Raw genomic sequence first — 17343 nt, 5'->3', positions numbered from 1 at the left:
ATGCCTGAGAGCGTGTCGAAAGCCCCGACCATAAACCTGGCGTTCACCGGAGCATCCGGTGCCCAATATGGCCTGCGCTTGCTGCAATGCCTGGTGGCAGCGGGTTGCCGGGTTCATGTAATGGTCAGCAAGGCGGCACAAATTGTTATTGCGACTGAAACCGACCTGAAGCTGCCGGGAAGCCCGTCAGCTATGCAAAAGGTGCTGACGGAATACGCATCAGCCCAGCAGGGGCAAGTGTTGGTGTTTGGGCGTGAAGACTGGTTTTCACCTCCTGCCTCCGGGTCTGGCGATAAAGCCCCTTTGGTGGTGTGCCCATGCAGTACAGGAACCCTCTCTGCACTTGCCACCGGTGCCAGTAACAATCTGATTGAGCGCGCGGGCGATGTGGCGCTTAAAGAACGACGCCAACTGATTCTGGTGACCCGTGAATCGCCATACTCACAAGTGCATCTGGAAAACATGCTGAAGCTGACCCAAATGGGAGCGGTGATCATGCCGGCCAGCCCCGGGTTCTACCACCGCCCGGAATCGATAGAGGATCTCGTGGACTTTATCGTGGCTCGAATTCTGGATCATCTGGGCTTGCCCCAAGACCTGATGCCCCGTTGGGGTGAGGCTCGAGTGAACGCCAAAATGAGTCGCAACGATGGTTTTGGCCAGCAGGATTGATGGTTTTAACCATTGAGCAAACCTGCCTGCAAGAAGAGACTTGGTGAACGCTAGTTACAACACTGTTCACTGACTGAGGTTTACCATGATTCCACGTACGCTCTTCGATGCAGACCTTGACGGCTTTCGGGATTCCGTCCGGAAATTTCTTGAACAAGAAGCCGCGCCCTACCACGAACAGTGGGAAAAAGATGGGCAGGTCAGCCGCGAGCTATGGCAAAAAGCTGGCGAGCTGGGTTTTTTGTGCCCCACCATGCCTGAAGAGTACGGCGGTGTTGGCGCTGACTTCCGATACAGCGCGGTTATTATGGAAGAAGTCTCCCGTGCCGGGCTCTCAGGTATTGGCTGGACGCTGCACTCCGATATTGTTGCCCCCTACATACTGAACCACGGCTCCGAAGAACAGAAAAAGCAATATCTGCCGAAAATGGCTTCTGGTGAAATGATTACGGCTATCGCCATGACCGAGCCAGGCGCCGGTTCCGACCTGCAGGGTGTGAAAACCACAGCCATCAAGGACGGCGATCACTATGTCCTGAATGGCTCCAAGACCTTTATTACCAATGGCCAAATGGCCGACTTGGTAATTGTTGTTGCCAAAACGGATCCCAAAGAAGGCGCGAAAGGTATCAGCCTGTTCCTGGTTGAATCTGCCTGGGAAGGCTTTGAGAAAGGCCAGAACCTGAACAAAGTAGGTATGAAGGCCCAGGATACATCTGAGCTGTTTTTCCAGGACGTTAAAATTCCCGAGACTCACCTGCTAGGGTCGAGAGAAGGTCAGGGCTTTTTCCAGTTGATGCAAGAACTTCCCGCAGAGCGTTTGCAGATTGGTCTCACTGCTATTGCGTCTGCAGAAGCCGCTTGGCAATGGACGCTTGATTACGTGCAAGAGCGCAAAGCTTTCGGTAAGCCAGTGATCAAGTTCCAGAATACCCGTTTCAAAATGGCAGAAATGAAAGCGGAAATTACGGCTGCGCGAGTGTTCACCGACCGCTGCCTGGAGCTCCACCTGGAGAAGAAACTTGATATACCTACTGCTGCAATGTTGAAGCAGTACACCACCGACTTGCAGTGCAAAGTGCTGGATGAGTGTGTTCAGTTGCACGGTGGTTACGGATACATGTGGGAATACCCGATTGCCCGTGCATGGGCTGATGCGCGAGTTCAGCGTATCTACGGCGGAACCAACGAAATTATGAAAGAGATCGTTGCCCGCGCGTTTTAAGCTGCATTGAGCAAACCCCCGGGGCCAGTTCCCGGGGGTTTCTTGTTACTAAACTTTACAGATTGCCAAACCTATCAAGGTCTCCAGCCTCCACATCCCCTAAAGTAACGGCACAACCTCTAACAAGGATAAACGGTTGCCGTGATGAAACCCCTTATATTCCTGCCTGCTTCCCTACTTTTTCTCGCCATTGCCGGTTGCGGCAAGGAATCCGATGAGCTGCCTGTAGATGGCCGCGATTTCGACGGCGTGCAATACAGCGATCCGGCACCCTATACAGGAAGGGTGATAGACGGTTACCTGAAAAATGCCCGGGTGTGGCTGGACATGGATGGCGACAGCCAGTACACGCCTGGGCCAATCGAGTATGAGCTTGCATCCGGCCGTAAGGTTACTCTGTCTTCTGGTGAGCCTACCGCCATGAGTGGTGAAGGGGGCCAGTTCTCTTTGGATATCTCGGAACTTGTGTTGGAACCAGGGGTTGGCCCCAATATCGATCCAAGAGCTTTTCCTTTGTATGCGCTGGCGCTGCCCGGCAAAACCATGGAACAGACACGCTCTGGAGACATGCCGGTTCCCCGCGCATTTATCCTTTCTGCCGCGCCTGGCGTTCGTAATATTACGCCTTTGACAACCTTGGCACGTTATCGCAGCCTCACTACACTGGGGCTAGTAGTGGGTTCCGGGAGTTCGTCGCTATCTGGCTTTGCCGGCATTAATTTGCTGAGGGACTATGTGCTCGCCGAAGATGATCGCGCCCATGCCTATGCGCGAGCTATGGCGCGCTTTTCAGCCAGCCAGTTCCCGGATGCCTATAACGATAAACTGGCTGAGCCAGGGAGCGATGGCACCGAGCGATTCCTCAGCCCGCAGGGTGCTTTTCTTCTTGGGGTTTCCCTGTTACAGAATGCCGGTGATGTTGTTTCTATTGTAGATTCGGCCGCTCAAGGCAATTACGCAAACGTGGATGTCGACGAGCTTGATTTGCCCTTGGTGCCGCTGGAGTTGAGTGATCCTGTGTTGCTTACCAGTCAGCGCATTTATGCGCAGGCAAGACAAACGGATGAACTCCCCACAAACAGTTCGAACTTAATGGTTTCTGCAGAACTGATGTTTGATTACAGCGAGGATGGGAGGCTTCAATCCATCAGTGCAGAGGGATGCCTTGCTCCCTCGATGCAAGAAATTGCAAGACTGATCAGTGTAAATGGGTATATGGCCAAGCTAAGCACCCAGTGGTTGCCTTCAGCGTCGCTATCGCCTCAGAGTAAAATTGCCTACGACAATCCCGGAGTTGATGAGCGGCTGGTGTTTGACTGGGCTGCACGCACGGCTGCGTTTGAAACCGGCACAGCCTGTCACCAACTCGAGGGCATTCAGCCCGGATCAACAGAGCTGGGAGGAAACCCCGAGGTAACTTACAGCTGGAGCTTGAGTGGTGGAAAGATGGTGGAGCTGGAGGCCAAAATACCCCAGCAAAACGGCACAATTACCCGAACGCTGGTGCCGAAGCTGGCCAATTCTCTTGAAGGTTTTCCTGGGTATCAGCTAAAGGAAGATAATGTGGAATTGGAGTCGCTGATATACAGCGATGCCTTCCAAAGCTGCGCGATTGATGAGCAAGTTGATCCTGCTACAGCCGCACATGTAGTCACAGGGTTTCACAGCTACGCTTTCTCCGGCTATGAGCCCCAGCCCGCCACATTTACCGGGCTTACCTTTGAGTTTGATACCCGGGATGGCCAGGTTCGGCCCTTACGATACGGCTTCCTGGCGCCAGAGATGTCCGGGCTTGGCAATGTCGGCGCTGATAGTGGTTTTGAGTGGGCGATGTATTACCCCGCCAGAACCAGCGAAACGCCTCTTGGTGGTACGCCAAACCTCATTCAAAGGGCATATCTCAAAAGCTACAGCCCTAACCGGGCCTGCGGCCGATCGTTCGAGGATTCGCCATCGGGCGTCTATGCATGGATAGAGTACGACTACAAAAACCTCTCTGAATATCTTGTGGAGCTGCTGGACTAACTGGTAGCTGTTGAAGAGAGGGGTTTTGGCTGGCGAATCAAGAGCGCACCTGAGTTTCGCCGCTTGTGCACCTGCTGTGGGCACAAGCTACTTATGCCGAGGTTATGCTAAGTTTTTGTTTGTCTTCAGCAGGGTCACGTTAATGGTGCTCAATTTGATTGCAGTTATATTGACAATGCGTGACGTTACCTTATGGTGTGTGCAGTTTAAATACACATGAAAGGGATTTTTTCGAGTATGAATAAGAAGATTTTGTTGGCGGCAGTAGCTGCTTCAGTTATGACTTCTGGGCAAGTACTCGCGCAGTCAGGAGGGCAGGGTGTTGGCGCTAGCAATTTTGCCTACAGTTCGATTGGGATTAATCTGGGAAGAGCAACGCTGGACGACTCGATTATCCTCGGGGGTGAAGTTTACGAAGACCTTGGTTTTTTTGCATTCGGTGGCAGTCTCCAGGTATTGGATAATCTAGTCCTGTTTGCGGGCGCCGACGCAATCGCAAACGATGGACGTAATTCAGAGATATCGCAAACATCTGTGTCATTTGGCCTTAGTGTTCCAATTCCTCTGGGTGATCGCGTAGATCTGGTTCCAAGTCTTGGCTTCTCTCGTGCCGAAATTGAGTTTTGTGAATTTAACTACTGTGTGTCTGACGACGACTCTTTTGCGATCTATGGCGTTGGTGTTAGAGCATGGGTAGTGCCAAGCCAGTTTGAAATCAGTGGTGGCGTTGCTAGCTCCAATCAGGAAGACTCTGATTCAGTTGTCTCGTTGGGAGCTCATGGATGGCTTAAAGAGCATCACCGGATAGGCTTTGACTATCAGGATACGGACGGAATTTCCTTGTTTTCACTAGGTTACCGATACGTTTTCTAGTAGAGCCATTGGTTTTAATGGTAGAAGGCCCCGGCAGGGGCTTTTTTGTTGGCGACTGTTCGGGGCGTGAAAGGTTTTTGTCAGAAAAACCTGAGTGCAATATATAGGATAGACTGCAGGGTCAATCTTCCTCTGTTGTTGCAGTGCTCCAGTTTGCAAAAGGAGGTACCTGTAGGTAAAGCTCCTCGTCTCGATGATTAGCGTATCCATTGGCCGGTGACGACCTTGGTTCCTGGTTCTCTAGCCCGAAAACTGCGTGCATACTGGCGCACGGTTCTCGTTCGTTTAGTGGAGCTGCATCCTCGCCAAAAATCGATTATTAGGGCTGCTACGAGGCTGGGTGCGAGTTTGCCGTTTGGCAAGGCTATTCAATGAGCAGTTGCCAGTTCCGGCGTTAGCCAATGCTTGGGCGTCATGCGGCTTGGAAGGCGTTGAGGTGACGGTAGCGGTTTGCTGACTAGTGGCTGCGGAGCTGGGGAGGTAGGAATGGCTTAACAGTGTGTTAAATTTGGGCGTTTATAACACGTACACCTGTTCTGCGAAGCTCGTAAGGTATTGATTCGACCATCCTAAAGGGGGTAAGGATGGTGCCGAGGAGAGGACTTGAACCTCCACGGGGTTGCCCCCACTAGCACCTGAAGCTAGCGTGTCTACCAATTTCACCACCTCGGCAGGTGATTTGCAGATTTGCCGTTAGTTTGTTGAAAACTGGGCGTTTCTGCCTAAGATGAACGTGTCATCTCATCCAATGGCGCGTACTTTAGTAATTCCCGCTTAAGCTGTCAAACATTTTTTTGGTAAATGCTTGGCAAGTAATTGTGCGTATTAAAGGTGGGTTGTTAGGCAGTTACTGCCTGCCGACGTATACTGTGTTGTTAATGTATATGAAGGGTGCCGCTGTGGCGCCGCATTGAGCAAGGATTTTAATGGTTTCCAGGAATAAAAAACACAAAGACCCCCACGCCAGTCGTGAGGCTCAAAAATATGATAACCCGATCCAAAGTCGGGAATTCATAATTGCGCACTTGAAAGAGCGGGGGGCGCCGGCAACACACGAAACATTGTGTTCCGAGCTTGGGCAGACAGACCCGGAAGGCATCGAAGCGCTCCGGCGACGCTTGATTGCCATGTGCCGTGATGGACAGCTTATCTGTAACCGGCGTGATGCATACCTGCCGATTGAAGAGGCCGATTTGGTTAGTGGTCGGGTTATTGGCCACAAAGATGGCTTCGGTTTTCTTGTGCCGGACGATGGCGGATCTGATCTTTTTCTCACCGCTCGGCAAATGCGCCAGGTGTTTCACGGCGACCGGGTAGCTGCCCGGGTAGACAGGGTCGACGACCGTGGCCGGCGTGAAGGCGTTATTGTTGATGTGATAGAACATCGCACGCAGCAAACGGTAGGGCGCTTCTTTAATGAAAGCGGCATTACCTATGTGGTGCCAGAAAACGCCCGCATCAATCACGAAGTGTTGGTGCCAAAAGAGCATGTGGGTGATGCGGTTCATGGTCAGTATGTGGTTGTTGATATCTTGCGCCAACCTACTGCGCGTACCCAGCCTACCGGCAAGATTGTCGAGGTTTTGGGTGAGCATATGGCGCCTGGGATGGAAATCGACGTGGCTATCCGCTCATACGATATTCCCCATAACTGGCCTACCGAAGTAGGTGCTCAGGCCGCCGCTATTGCCGCTGAAGTTGAAGAGAAGGATAAGAAGAATCGGGTCGATATCCGCAATATGCGTCTGGTGACCATTGATGATGAGACCGCCCGGGACTTCGATGATGCGATTTACTGTGAGCCCCGAGGCAAGGGGGGGTATCGCCTCGTAGTAGCGATAGCTGATGTGTCTCACTATGTGCGCACAGGCTCGCCGCTTGATGAGGAGGCGCTGCGCCGGGGCAACTCTGTGTACTTCCCGGATCATGTGGTGCCCATGCTTCCAGAGAAGCTGTCCAATGGCTTGTGCTCCCTGAATCCGGATGTGGATCGGCTCTGCATGGTGGCGGATATGACCATCAGCGCTGCAGGTAATATCAGTGGGTACACCTTTTATCAGGCGGTTATGCGCAGCCATGCACGGCTGACCTATAACAAGGTCAGTGACATGCTGGAGCGGCCAGATACAGAGCCGGGCTATCGCTTGTCGGCCCAGTACGCGGATGTGCTGCCGCACCTGCATAATCTGTACGATCTCTACAAGTTGCTGCGCAAAGCACGAACAGAGCGTGGGGCCATAGACTTCGAAACTACCGAAACCCGCATTGTTTTTGATGCTAATCGAAAAATCGAAGAAATTGTGCCGGTGCATCGTAACGACGCCCACAAAATCGTAGAAGAAAGCATGCTGTGCGCTAACGTGGCGGCTGCACGCTTCCTTAAGAAGCACAAGATGCCAGCCCTTTACCGGGTACACGACGGGCCCTCCGAGGAGCGCCTCAATTCGGTACGCTTGTTCCTGGGTGAGCTGGGTCTGCAGTTGGGTGGTAGTGACAAGCCGAGTTCGGCTGACTACCAGGCGCTGCTGGCCCAGATCGTGGATCGGCCGGATGCCAACGTCATCCAGACCGTTATGTTGCGGTCGCTGAGCCAGGCTGTGTACAGTCCGGAAGAAAGCGGCCACTTTGGTTTGGGTTTTCCAAGCTACGCTCACTTTACCTCGCCGATTCGCCGCTACCCTGATTTGATTGTGCACAGAGCAATCAAATCCCGAATCCACAATCCTGAGGTGACCAAGGATGTGGTTTCACCGGCTGTGCACGACGCTGCATTGGTAGAGTATCCCTACGATTACGCCAAAATGGAGCAGCTGGGCGAGCATGTGTCGATGACAGAACGGCGCGCTGACGATGCTACCCGCGATGTTATGGCGTGGCTCAAGTGCGAGTTCCTGAGCGACCACGTGGGCGAGGAATTTGATGGGGTGATTGCAGCTGTTGTGCCCTTCGGATTCTTTGTCGAGCTTTCGGGCGTATACATTGAAGGCCTTGTGCATGTTTCTACCCTCAATGGCGACTATTTCCAACACGACGCTGCCAAGCATCGTCTGATTGGTGAGCGCACGGCTATCAGCTTCCGCCTGGGAGATGAGTTGCGCGTTCGTGTCATGCGGGTTGGCATGGAAGATCGCAAGATCGACCTGGAGTTGGTCAGTGAGCCCAAGCGTCGGCAAGCAGATCGCGATGCCTTGGGGGTGTCCAAGCGCGAGACACGCGGTAAAGATGGCAAGCGGGCCGATAAGGGTCGTGGTCGTGGCGGAGCGTCTACTGGTGCAAAATCCGGTAAATCTGGGCGCAGTAGCAAGCCTGCGAGTGCGAAAGCGCAGTTGGTTGCAGAGGCTGCTCGTGATGCGGGCAAAAAGCCCAGGAAAGGTGCAGCGAAGCCAGATGGGGTGAGTAAACCACGCAAGCCCCGCAAGACAGGCAAATAACAGGAATTCGAATCAGTGTCCCAGGAATTTGTATTTGGCTGGCACGCGGTTGAAGCAGTTCTCAAGCGTGAGCCAGGAAGGTTGCAGCAGGTCTGGATTCAGACCGGTCGTCAGGATAAGCGCGTAAAAAGTATCACTGACACTCTGGATGAGCTTGGGGTGAAGTGGGGCGTTGTACATCGTCGGGAGCTGGATGAGCGGGTAGGTGGCGTTCATCAGGGTGTTGTTGCCGCAGTCAGTGAAAGTCGCGAATGGACAGAGGGTGATCTTCTGGCTCAGCTTGCAGCCAGCGACAAGCCCCCGTTTTTACTGGTTTTGGACGGCGTAACCGACCCCCATAATCTGGGTGCGTGTATGCGCACCTGTGATGCAGTGGGCGTGCAGGCCGTAATTGTACCCAAAGATAAGTCCGCTTCGTTGACTGCTGTCGCCCGAAAGGTTGCTTGTGGTGCGGCGGAAACAGTACCTTTTGTACGCGTGACTAATCTGGCGCGTTTTCTGCGCACGCTGCAGGATCAAGGGGTTTGGTTGATTGGTACCGCAGGCGAAGCTGAAGCCACGCTGTATCAAGCAGACTTCAAGGGGCCGGTGGCGCTGGTGATGGGGGCAGAGGGCAAAGGTATGCGCCGGCTCACCCGTGAGCACTGCGACCAACTGGTCAATATCCCCATGCTTGGTCATGTGGATAGTCTTAACGTTTCCGTTGCTACTGGTGTTTGTCTGTATGAGGCTTTGCGCCAGCGCCTTGGTTAACTCTTGCACAGAAGGCTGCGTACGCCTAGAATACGTGACCCCTTTTCCGGGGGAAGGTTTTGTATTGCCTTTAATCAGGCTTGCAAGGCTTCGCTTTTGATCAAGTCTTTTTTGTTAAAGCCTTATTGATAGAGCAAAAAAACCGGCGGCACAGGCTGCCACCTCCTTGCTTTCATGCTTCCTGGTCAGTCCGGGAATTAGCGAAAGCTGTTTAAACCGTAGGGAGAACTCATGCGTCACTACGAAATCGTATTTATGGTACACCCGGATCAGAGCGAGCAGGTGCCCGCGATGATCGAGCGTTATACCAGCCTCATCACTGAAGATGGCGGCAAGGTAGATCGTTTGGAAGATTGGGGCCGTCGTCACATGGCATACCCGATCAACAAGATTCACAAGGCTCACTATGTGCTGATGAACGTTGAATGTTCACAGGCAGCAATGGACGAGCTGACTCACAGCTTCCGGTTCAACGATGCCATCATCCGTGACCTGATTCTGCGTCGCGATGAAGCTGTTACCGATATGTCTCCGATGAAAGCCGCTGAGTCCCGCGAGGACCGTCGTTCCGGCGGAGAAGATCGTCCGCGCCGTTCAGCTGAATCTTCTGATGACCGTCACGGCGAAAGCCAGGACGATTCTCAGACAGCGGATTCCCAGGACGAAGAAGAGTAATTAACCGGAGTTGAGGAGTTACGTTATGGCTCGTTTTTTCAGACGTCGTAAATTCTGCCGCTTCACGGCAGAAGGTGTTAAAGAGATCGATTACAAGGATCTGGACACCCTGAAAGGCTACATTACTGAAACCGGCAAAATCGTGCCTAGCCGTATTACTGGCACAAAAGCACGTTATCAGCGTCAGCTGGCTACCGCTATCAAGCGCGCCCGCTACCTGGCACTGCTGCCGTACTCGGATAGCCACGATAACTAAGAACAGATAGACAGGACTTGGGACCATGCGTGCACTGGCACAATTTGTAATGCGCGGTCCCCTGCAGGCCAGCGGGGTAGCAGCAGTCACTACTGCAATACCTTTGTTGTTCTGGATTGGCGCAGCGGTTGTTGGCCTGGTTATTCTCAGGCTTGGCATCAGTCAGGGGCTTAATATTGGCCTTTGGGCATTGCTTCCAGCTCTTGGTTGGAGTGTGTTCGGGGGCGATCCTACAGCTCTGGCGGTGCTACTGCAGGTGATGCTTATGGCATCAATGCTGAGAACAACCCTGTCCTGGGAAAGAGCCCTTCTCGGAGGGAGTTTTCTGGCGATCGTCATGGGGCTTGTCTTGCCCATGGTGTATCCCGGTTTGATGGACGAGCTCGTTCGCACCGGGGTCAGTTTTTACGAGCAGTACAATGCTGAGGTGGCCCGTGCTCTTGGGAGTGATCTTGAGACGGTTATTCGGGACACCATGAACGCCAGTATGGCCGGTAGTTATCTGGCAGTCGGCGTGGGCATGACAATGCTGGCAAGGTCGTGGCAGTCGGGGTTATATAATCCTGGCGGTTTCCGCAAGGAATTTCATGACCTCAAGCTGTCACCCGCCGTTGCTGTGGTTCTTATCGCCACCATGGTTGTTGGCCCGTTTCTCGGGTTGAATGCTATGTTGCTGGTCTGGATAGCCGGAACGCCGATGTTTTTGGCGGGCCTGGCACTGATTCATGGCATTGTTGGTCGTAAAAATCTGAGTGGCCAGTGGCTTGCAATGTTTTACGTTGCACTGGTGCTTCTGGGCCCAAGCCTGATGATTCTGTTAGTGGTTCTGGCTTTTGTGGATAGCTGGCTGGATATCCGGAGGCGAATAAAGCCTGCCGGGCCGGCTGAATAAAGCACGAAGAGGTTAACGAGATGGAAGTTATTCTGCTCGAGAAAGTTGCAAACCTTGGCACCCTGGGCGACAAGGTAAAAGTTAAGTCCGGTTACGGCCGTAATTACCTGCTTCCTTACGGCAAGGCTGCGCCTGCCACTGAAGCAAACGTGAAGGCGTTCGAAGAGCGTCGTGCCGAGCTTGAGAAAGCAGCAGCCGAGAAGCTGGCAGCAGCTCAGACCCGCGCTGAGGCTCTGGAAGGTGCATCCTTCACAGTAACCTCCAAAGCAGGCGATGAAGGCAAGCTGTTCGGCTCCATCGGTGTGCGTGATATTGCTGACGTAATCACTGCCGCAGGTACCGAAGTAGAGAAGAGCGAAGTTCGCTTGCCAGAAGGCCCGCTGCGGTCAACTGGCGAATACGAAATCGAGCTTCACCTGCACTCTGATGTTGAAGTAACTGTTAAGCTGGCGGTTGTTGCTGAGTAAGCTGTCTTCTTCGGAAGCAGTGCCGGGCTTGCCCCGGTCTCTGTAATACGCTGGTGGCCGGGTGTAAGCTTTTCGGAGTTTGCAGGCGGTCAACCCAACAGGCCCGAACCGTTTAATACGGCTTTCGGGCCTGTTGCTTTCTGGTATGCTGTTAACTCCGGTAACCCCCTCCATTGCTGCGACTTTCCACAAACACTGTCGTGGCTGTGATGTTCAACTGAAGATGTGTTCATGGCCAAGCCTAATCTGAAACCTGCAATCACCGATCCGGAAACCAGCCGCATCAAGGTGCCTCCTCATTCCGCTGAAGCGGAGCAGGCCGTGCTGGGTGGTCTGATGCTGGATAACCGGCGATTTGATGAAATTACCGAGATAATCTCCGCTGCCGATTTTTATCGTCAGGACCATCGGCTTATCTTTGGCGCGGTGGAGCGGCTGGCTAGCGAAAACGAGCCGCTGGATGTTGTCACTCTGGCTGAGTTCCTGGAGCGTGCTGGCGATATCGAAGATGCCGGTGGCTTGTCCTATCTCGCGGAGCTGGCAGAGAAAACACCGGGTGCTGCCAACATTCGAGCCTATGCAGAGATCGTCCGGGAGCGCTCTATCCTTCGGCAGCTCGTGGAAGTTTCAGGCACAATTTCAGACTCAGCGTTTAACCCTCAAGGGCGCAACAGCAGCGAGATTCTGGATGAGGCAGAGCGCAATGTATTCCAGATTGCCGAGTCCAGAGTCAAGGAAGGTTCGGGCCCCCAATCCATCAACCCGATTCTGACCAAAACCCTGAGCCGTATTGAAGAATTGTTCGAATCCGGTGAGCAAACCACAGGGCTTACTACCGGATTCCGGGATCTGGATGAGCAAACCTCCGGTATGCAGCCGGCCGATCTTATTATTGTGGCGGGGCGACCCTCTATGGGTAAAACCACCTTCGCCATGAACATCGTCGAGAATGCACTGATCAGTACCGGTACTCCGGTTCTCGTATTCAGTATGGAGATGCCAGCAGATGCTCTGGCCATGCGTATGCTTTCCTCTCTCGGCCGCATTGACCAGAGCAAGGTTCGCGGCGGAAAGCTGGAAGAAGATGATTGGCCAAGGCTTACCTCTGCTGTCAGTCTGCTTAAAGACAAACCTTTGTATATTGATGATACGCCGGGTCTTAGCCCTACTGAGCTACGCTCTCGCGCACGCCGTATTGCCCGTGAGAACGGAGGCAAAATTGGCCTGATTATGGTGGATTATCTGCAGTTGATGAGGGTGCCAGGGAACACCGAAGGCCGGACCGCGGAGATCTCCGAGATTTCCCGGTCTCTGAAAGGCATAGCGAAAGAGCTTAGTTGCCCGGTGGTCGCACTTTCGCAGCTTAACCGAAGTCTTGAGCAGCGCCCCAACAAACGCCCGATTAACTCTGACTTGCGTGAGTCGGGTGCGATTGAGCAGGACGCAGACGTCATCATGTTTGTTTATCGTGATGAGGTGTACAACGAAGATACGCCAGACAAGGGCGTGGCCGAAATTATCATCGGCAAGCAGCGTAATGGCCCTATTGGCACCATACGCCTTGCGTTTATCGGTAAATACACAAAATTTGAAGACCTCGCTAGCGGTGACTACGGGGACTATGGTGGAGAATACTGATGCCACGGAGTACCGTCGCTCGTATTGATCTTGATGCCTTGCGTGCCAACTACCGTAAAGCTTGCGAGCTTGCGGGCGGTGCCGAAGTTATGGCTGTTGTGAAGGCTGATGGGTATGGTCATGGCATCGCCAGGATCGCATCTGCACTGGCGAATATTGTGCCCAAGTACGCGGTCGCTTGTATTGAAGAAGCTTGGGCTATTCGGGCAGCAGGCCAGGTTCAACCTGTAGTGTTACTCCAGGGCGTACATGCGGCAGGTGACCTGGCGGACTGCGTACAAAATAACTTCGAGCCGGTACTGCATGGTGAACACCAGCTTGCGTGGATGGAGCAGGGTGGTGCTGTGCCTGCCTTCTGGCTGAAAGTAAATACCGGTATGAACCGTTTGGGCTTTCGTGCAGAGGATCTGCCTGCCGTTATGGCCAAGCTGGAAAAAATGGGAGCTACCTCCAGGTTGCTGGGCTTTGTAAGCCATTTTGCCTGTGCCGACGATGCCGGGAGCACAATGACACTAGCCCAGACAGCGAACTTTGAAGCGGCAACTTCACCTTGGCCCTCAATGATGAAAAGTGTTGGCAATTCTGCAGCCCATTTCATTCCCGGTCAGCCGCTGTTTGATTGGAGTCGACCTGGCATCATGCTCTATGGTGGCTCACCGATCGTCGGGAAAACGGGGCCCGAACTTGGTCTTGAACCAGTGATGACCCTTGAGGCGCCGCTAATCACTACCCGGGTTGTTAAGGCAGGTGAAAGCGTTGGTTATGGCGCTGCCTGGGTTGCAGAGCGCGACACCCGAATGGGTATGGTTGCCGTTGGCTACGGAGATGGGTATCCCCGCCATGCCGGAACGGACACGCCTGCTGCCATTGCTGGCTGTCGTATCCGGCTGATTGGTCGGGTTTCGATGGATATGCTGGCGGTGGATCTGAGTAATGCGCCAGAGGCCATGGTGGGAGATCCTGTTGAACTTTGGGGTCGCACTGTTGGAATCGATGAGGTCGCAAGTTGTGCTGGCACTATCTCCTATGAGCTCTTGACGGGCCTCACCAGCCGGGTTCCGAGGATTTCCCGGTAACCTGGTCAGGTATTTTCCGGCTCATGGATGATTTCTTCAATGAAATCCAGAATGGCGGCCAGGCTGCGGTCATCCAGTTTTTTAAGTACTTTGTGGACAACCATCTTGCTGCCCTTAAGCATGCTGCTAATGCCAACTTTTGCCATGCTTAACATCATCTTGCTTGCTCTTAGTCGCCGCAGAGGCTCGATGAAAAAAAAGTCCAGGCCTGCGTCGGTCATATCTATGATCAAGTTGTAGAGCTTGTCGACGGCCTCTTTGTCGGCTTTGCCCCGGCTGCGAAGTTCTTCCACTGTATAGAGGGCGCGCGTGCGCAACTCGTCGGGAATGGGGGCAACAATATGGCTGTGGTGTTTCAGCATGGTAGTCCCTGTGTTGTATGCTTCTGATAAAGATGACAGTGCTGTGCAGAGTCGCCTGGCGGCATCGTGAGATGCGATCATTCTACGAAGCGGCAGAATGAAGCCATTGGCTATAAAGGGCATCTGGCCCGTCATATCAGTAATATCCGGAGGCATTGAACCCTAGTGCATGTACTTGTTGTTCACGATTACGGCCCTTTGGGGAAAGTTCTGCTTGAGCGGCTCAGGGAAACCTCTCTGCATGTCAGTCCTTTGCTCGTCAGTGATCCTGCGGGAGCTAACCTCAGTGCTCTGGAACGCTGGATTCCGGAAGACACCGATCTTATTGTCAATGCGCTCTGGCTGGCAGATCCGGAAGCTGCAGAGTGCGACCCCGAAGGTACCCATAAAGCAGCATTTTCACTTCCGGTGGCTATTGCGGAGTTTGCCCGCGACAAAGGCATGGCGTTGTTCCAGTTATCATCGTGTTATGTTTTTGATGGTCGTAAACAAAGTGGCTATATCGCCTCCAATCCTGGTCAGCCGGTGAATGAGTTGGGCAGCTGGCAGTGGGAGTGTGAGCAAGCCTTGCGCACACTTTTACCCCGGCACATCATTTTGCGCACCGGCTGGAGTCTGGGTCGGTTTATTCGCAAGGTTCAAGCCAGCACTGCGGCAAATGAGACTCTGACATTGCCAGGACGCTGTGTTGGGCAGCCCGTATCACTGAAAGACCTTGCCAGAGTAATGACCGCTGTTATCCAGCAACTAGATTGCGGTGCAGAGGTGTGGGGGACATACCAGTATGCTGGCGCCGAAGAAATCAGCCTGTATGAGCTGGGACTTGCCATTGCTGGCTTGCCGGGTATTCCGGAAGATATTCACGTTGTGGATGAGATGCCACCATGGGGTGCTCTTGAGCCGCCTAATACAACGCTGATCTGTACCAAAATCCGCAATACATTTGGGATCAAGCAACAACCCTGGCGTTCCGGGTTGGCTAATGAGTTAGCGATGTTGAAGGAAGGTGGGGTTCGGGTGGAAGCCGGCACGCCGACGAAATAGCGGCAGCCGGTTTTGGTAAAAAGCCGTTTACTGCTGGCAATTTTGGCGGGAAAACTCCCGGGTGACCAGTTGCAGAGCTTCAACATCCAGTAATTCTACCTCGCGGCCTCGCGCGCGGATAATGCCCTGGTTCTGGAAGCGAGTGAAGACGCGGCTGACTGTTTCAACGGCTAGTCCAAGAAAGTTGGCGATATCATTTCGTGCCATCGGCAGGCTGAAATTGGTGGGTGACATGCGCCTGCGCTGGAAGCGGCTGGACAGCGAAAGAAGCAGTGCAGCAATACGCTCTTCCGCAGTGTTCTTGCTAAGCAGCATGGCCAGTTGATGGCTGTTCTGAATCTCCTGGCTCATCAGGCGGTACATGTGGTGCTGTAAATCCGGCAGTTTGCCTGTGAGCTCCTCGAGTTTGTCTATCGGAAACTCGCACACGCTGGTACGCTCCAGCGCTTTGGCAGTGCACGCATAGGATTCACCGCTCATGCTGTCCAGGCCTACAAGCTCTCCCGGCATGAAGAAGCCTGTAACCTGCTCCTCACCACCTTCGGTAATAATCGACGTTTTGACTGAGCCACTTTTTACTGCGAAGCAGGAGCGAGAAGGCGTGCTTTGATCGAAAATATGCTCGCCACGATTGTACATGCGCCCCTGCTTCACTATGTCCTCCAGGCTGTCCAGATCGTTGTCCTGAATGGCCAGAGGCAGGCACAGGTTGCTCAGGCTGCACTCTTGGCAGGATGCCTTGAGAGGCGAGGGTGCTTGGCGAAATCTAATTGCTTGAGCCATTTTTGGTAAACCGTCCAAATTGATGCAAGTCAAACGTTCACTCTAATACGCCGGCACTGGTTTGCCAATGATCAAATCTAAGGATATGCATATTTAGCTTAATGCCGGCGGCCGGAGCGGGTTGCTTTAGCGGTGGCTTTCTTCTCCGCAAGTTTTGCTTCCTTTTCGGCTTCTGCAACTGCAGCTTCTTTCATTTCCCGTTCCACCATTTCCGGTGTCTCCAGAGAGATCCGCCCTAGCGTGCCAGCACGGAATTCATTGAGCAGCACTTCAGAGACTTTGTTCAGGTCCGGGACTCCGCCACGGCCGAGGAAGCGCCGCTTTTTTGCAATACCGTCCATGAGTGCCAAGCCATCTGCCGGCAACTCGTCAAAACCGTATCGGGCTTTCACTAGCTCGGGGTAGGCTTCCCGCAGATAGTCTGCCTCAAACATCGCAATGTCTTCGAAATCCAGAACGGAGCTGCGTATGGCGCCGGTGATTGCCAGCCGGTATCCGCACTCCTCGGGTGAGAGTTTTGGCCACAGAAACCCCGGAGTGTCGTAGAGCAAGATATTATCCGGCAGTTTGATGGTTTGTTGTGCCTTGGTAACCGCTGGCTCATTACCGGTTTTGGCAACCGGACGGCCCGCGAGGGTGTTGATCAGCGTGGATTTGCCGACGTTGGGTATGCCCAGAATCATTACCCGCAAAGCGCTTATCTGGCGATCGTGGTTAGGGGTCATTTCCCCGGCTAGCCGGAGTATATCCAGCGCTTCGCCCCGTTGATTGTGGGTGAGGGTGATGGTTCTTACGCCCCGCTCTCTTTCAAGCCAGGTTTGCCATTGAGCTGTGATTGCCGGGTCAGCGAGGTCACGCTTGTTAAGGACTCTTAGCAGCGGTGTATCGCCGCGCAAGGCGGGCACCAGAGGGTTTTCGCTGCTGAAGGGGATGCGGGCGTCCAGTACCTCAATGATGAGGTCCATCTGAGGCATGATCTTTTTGATCTCCTTGCGGGCTTTGTGCATGTGCCCTGGAAACCAGTTAATGGCCATCGGTTACGCTCCGTAAGTATGTGAATGGCGCCATTATGAAGGGGAATGACCAAACTTTCACATTTGTTTCAATGCGCTGGTGTGGCGGCTTTTGAGCGGGCCTGGCTCACAACCTGTACAAAAAGAAGGGGTGTTGG

At 53.5% G+C, this 17343-nt stretch carries 16 protein-coding genes and 1 tRNA gene; 13 read left to right on the top strand and 4 right to left on the bottom strand.

Annotated elements, in window-relative coordinates:
- The 4 genes from FE848_RS06810 (at position 1) to FE848_RS06795 (ending at position 4795) form a co-directional block, all read left to right on the top strand.
- On the top strand, positions 1–672 hold the full coding sequence (locus FE848_RS06810) for a flavin prenyltransferase UbiX (RefSeq protein ID WP_200202120.1): 672 nt from the start codon (positions 1–3) through the stop codon (positions 670–672).
- 85 nt (positions 673–757) lie between these two features.
- Positions 758–1897: an acyl-CoA dehydrogenase family protein gene (locus FE848_RS06805; RefSeq protein ID WP_200202028.1), complete on the top strand. Its 1140-nt coding sequence runs from the start codon at positions 758–760 to the stop codon at positions 1895–1897.
- A gap of 144 nt (positions 1898–2041) precedes the next feature.
- Entirely contained in the window at positions 2042–3922 is a 1881-nt protein-coding gene (locus tag FE848_RS06800) for a hypothetical protein (protein ID WP_200202119.1), read from the top strand.
- Between the two features lie 237 nt (positions 3923–4159).
- The gene (locus FE848_RS06795; protein ID WP_200202027.1) at positions 4160–4795 is read left to right on the top strand and encodes a hypothetical protein; all 636 of its coding nucleotides are present in this window, start codon (positions 4160–4162) and stop codon (positions 4793–4795) included.
- 585 nt (positions 4796–5380) lie between these two features.
- Here FE848_RS06795 and FE848_RS06790 read toward each other — a convergent pair.
- Positions 5381–5467 (bottom strand) — tRNA-Leu (locus FE848_RS06790).
- Between the two features lie 254 nt (positions 5468–5721).
- Here FE848_RS06790 and rnr point away from each other — a divergent pair.
- From rnr to alr, 8 genes are all read left to right on the top strand, one after another.
- Positions 5722–8226: a ribonuclease R gene (gene rnr / locus FE848_RS06785; protein WP_200202026.1), complete on the top strand. Its 2505-nt coding sequence runs from the start codon at positions 5722–5724 to the stop codon at positions 8224–8226.
- 15 nt (positions 8227–8241) lie between these two features.
- The gene (rlmB, locus tag FE848_RS06780; RefSeq protein ID WP_200202025.1) at positions 8242–8979 is read left to right on the top strand and encodes a 23S rRNA (guanosine(2251)-2'-O)-methyltransferase RlmB; all 738 of its coding nucleotides are present in this window, start codon (positions 8242–8244) and stop codon (positions 8977–8979) included.
- A 231-nt stretch (positions 8980–9210) separates the two neighbouring features.
- Positions 9211–9654 (top strand): 30S ribosomal protein S6, encoded by a 444-nt coding sequence (gene rpsF, locus FE848_RS06775; protein ID WP_200202024.1) that lies wholly within the window; start codon positions 9211–9213, stop codon positions 9652–9654.
- Between the two features lie 25 nt (positions 9655–9679).
- Positions 9680–9910: a 30S ribosomal protein S18 gene (gene rpsR, locus FE848_RS06770; RefSeq protein ID WP_007154918.1), complete on the top strand. Its 231-nt coding sequence runs from the start codon at positions 9680–9682 to the stop codon at positions 9908–9910.
- Between the two features lie 25 nt (positions 9911–9935).
- Positions 9936–10802 carry a hypothetical protein gene (locus tag FE848_RS06765; protein ID WP_200202023.1) on the top strand — a complete coding sequence of 289 codons (867 nt, stop codon included), beginning with the start codon at positions 9936–9938 and terminating at the stop codon, positions 10800–10802.
- A 20-nt stretch (positions 10803–10822) separates the two neighbouring features.
- Positions 10823–11269: a 50S ribosomal protein L9 gene (gene rplI, locus FE848_RS06760; protein ID WP_200202022.1), complete on the top strand. Its 447-nt coding sequence runs from the start codon at positions 10823–10825 to the stop codon at positions 11267–11269.
- A 231-nt stretch (positions 11270–11500) separates the two neighbouring features.
- Positions 11501–12907, top strand: coding sequence for a replicative DNA helicase (dnaB, locus tag FE848_RS06755; protein ID WP_200202021.1), 1407 nt, complete (start codon positions 11501–11503; stop codon positions 12905–12907).
- Entirely contained in the window at positions 12907–13983 is a 1077-nt protein-coding gene (gene alr / locus FE848_RS06750; RefSeq protein WP_200202020.1) for an alanine racemase, read from the top strand. The genes dnaB and alr overlap by 1 nt, the downstream gene beginning before the upstream one ends.
- Before the next feature lie 5 nt (positions 13984–13988).
- Here the strand turns inward: alr and FE848_RS06745 are convergent, their stop codons facing one another.
- A complete protein-coding gene (locus FE848_RS06745; protein ID WP_200202118.1) occupies positions 13989–14345 on the bottom strand; it encodes a hypothetical protein in 357 nt (118 codons plus the stop codon).
- 165 nt (positions 14346–14510) lie between these two features.
- Between FE848_RS06745 and FE848_RS06740 the strand changes: the two genes are divergently transcribed.
- A complete protein-coding gene (locus tag FE848_RS06740) occupies positions 14511–15389 on the top strand; it encodes an SDR family oxidoreductase (protein ID WP_200202019.1) in 879 nt (292 codons plus the stop codon).
- Positions 15390–15416: 27 nt separating this feature from the next.
- Here the strand turns inward: FE848_RS06740 and fnr are convergent, their stop codons facing one another.
- Positions 15417–16172, bottom strand: a complete 756-nt coding sequence (fnr, locus tag FE848_RS06735; protein WP_200202018.1) for a fumarate/nitrate reduction transcriptional regulator Fnr — start codon at positions 16170–16172, stop codon at positions 15417–15419.
- Positions 16173–16270: 98 nt separating this feature from the next.
- Positions 16271–17206 carry a ribosome biogenesis GTPase YlqF gene (ylqF, locus tag FE848_RS06730; protein ID WP_200202017.1) on the bottom strand — a complete coding sequence of 312 codons (936 nt, stop codon included), beginning with the start codon at positions 17204–17206 and terminating at the stop codon, positions 16271–16273.
- Between the last annotated feature and the right edge of the window lie 137 nt (positions 17207–17343).

This window comes from Marinobacter sp. 1-3A, from assembly GCF_016597775.1.
GTDB classification, from domain to species: Bacteria; Pseudomonadota; Gammaproteobacteria; order Pseudomonadales; family Oleiphilaceae; genus Marinobacter; species Marinobacter xiaoshiensis.
Note: the sequence above shows the minus strand (reverse complement) of the source record. Positions and strands in the feature narration are given on the sequence as shown.

Excerpts from the sequence above, each read along its gene's own strand:
- FE848_RS06810 (WP_200202120.1), top strand. The coding sequence starts at position 1 with ATGCCTGAGAGCGTGTCGAAAGCCCCGACCATAAACCTGGCGTTCACC.
- FE848_RS06805 (WP_200202028.1), top strand. The coding sequence starts at position 758 with ATGATTCCACGTACGCTCTTCGATGCAGACCTTGACGGCTTTCGGGAT.
- FE848_RS06800 (WP_200202119.1), top strand. The coding sequence starts at position 2,042 with ATGAAACCCCTTATATTCCTGCCTGCTTCCCTACTTTTTCTCGCCATT.
- FE848_RS06795 (WP_200202027.1), top strand. The coding sequence starts at position 4,160 with ATGAATAAGAAGATTTTGTTGGCGGCAGTAGCTGCTTCAGTTATGACT.
- rnr (WP_200202026.1), top strand. The coding sequence starts at position 5,722 with ATGGTTTCCAGGAATAAAAAACACAAAGACCCCCACGCCAGTCGTGAG.
- rpsF (WP_200202024.1), top strand. The coding sequence starts at position 9,211 with ATGCGTCACTACGAAATCGTATTTATGGTACACCCGGATCAGAGCGAG.
- rpsR (WP_007154918.1), top strand. The coding sequence starts at position 9,680 with ATGGCTCGTTTTTTCAGACGTCGTAAATTCTGCCGCTTCACGGCAGAA.
- FE848_RS06765 (WP_200202023.1), top strand. The coding sequence starts at position 9,936 with ATGCGTGCACTGGCACAATTTGTAATGCGCGGTCCCCTGCAGGCCAGC.
- rplI (WP_200202022.1), top strand. The coding sequence starts at position 10,823 with ATGGAAGTTATTCTGCTCGAGAAAGTTGCAAACCTTGGCACCCTGGGC.
- dnaB (WP_200202021.1), top strand. The coding sequence starts at position 11,501 with ATGGCCAAGCCTAATCTGAAACCTGCAATCACCGATCCGGAAACCAGC.
- alr (WP_200202020.1), top strand. The coding sequence starts at position 12,907 with ATGCCACGGAGTACCGTCGCTCGTATTGATCTTGATGCCTTGCGTGCC.
- FE848_RS06745 (WP_200202118.1), bottom strand. The coding sequence starts at position 14,345 with ATGCTGAAACACCACAGCCATATTGTTGCCCCCATTCCCGACGAGTTG.
- fnr (WP_200202018.1), bottom strand. The coding sequence starts at position 16,172 with ATGGCTCAAGCAATTAGATTTCGCCAAGCACCCTCGCCTCTCAAGGCA.
- ylqF (WP_200202017.1), bottom strand. The coding sequence starts at position 17,206 with ATGGCCATTAACTGGTTTCCAGGGCACATGCACAAAGCCCGCAAGGAG.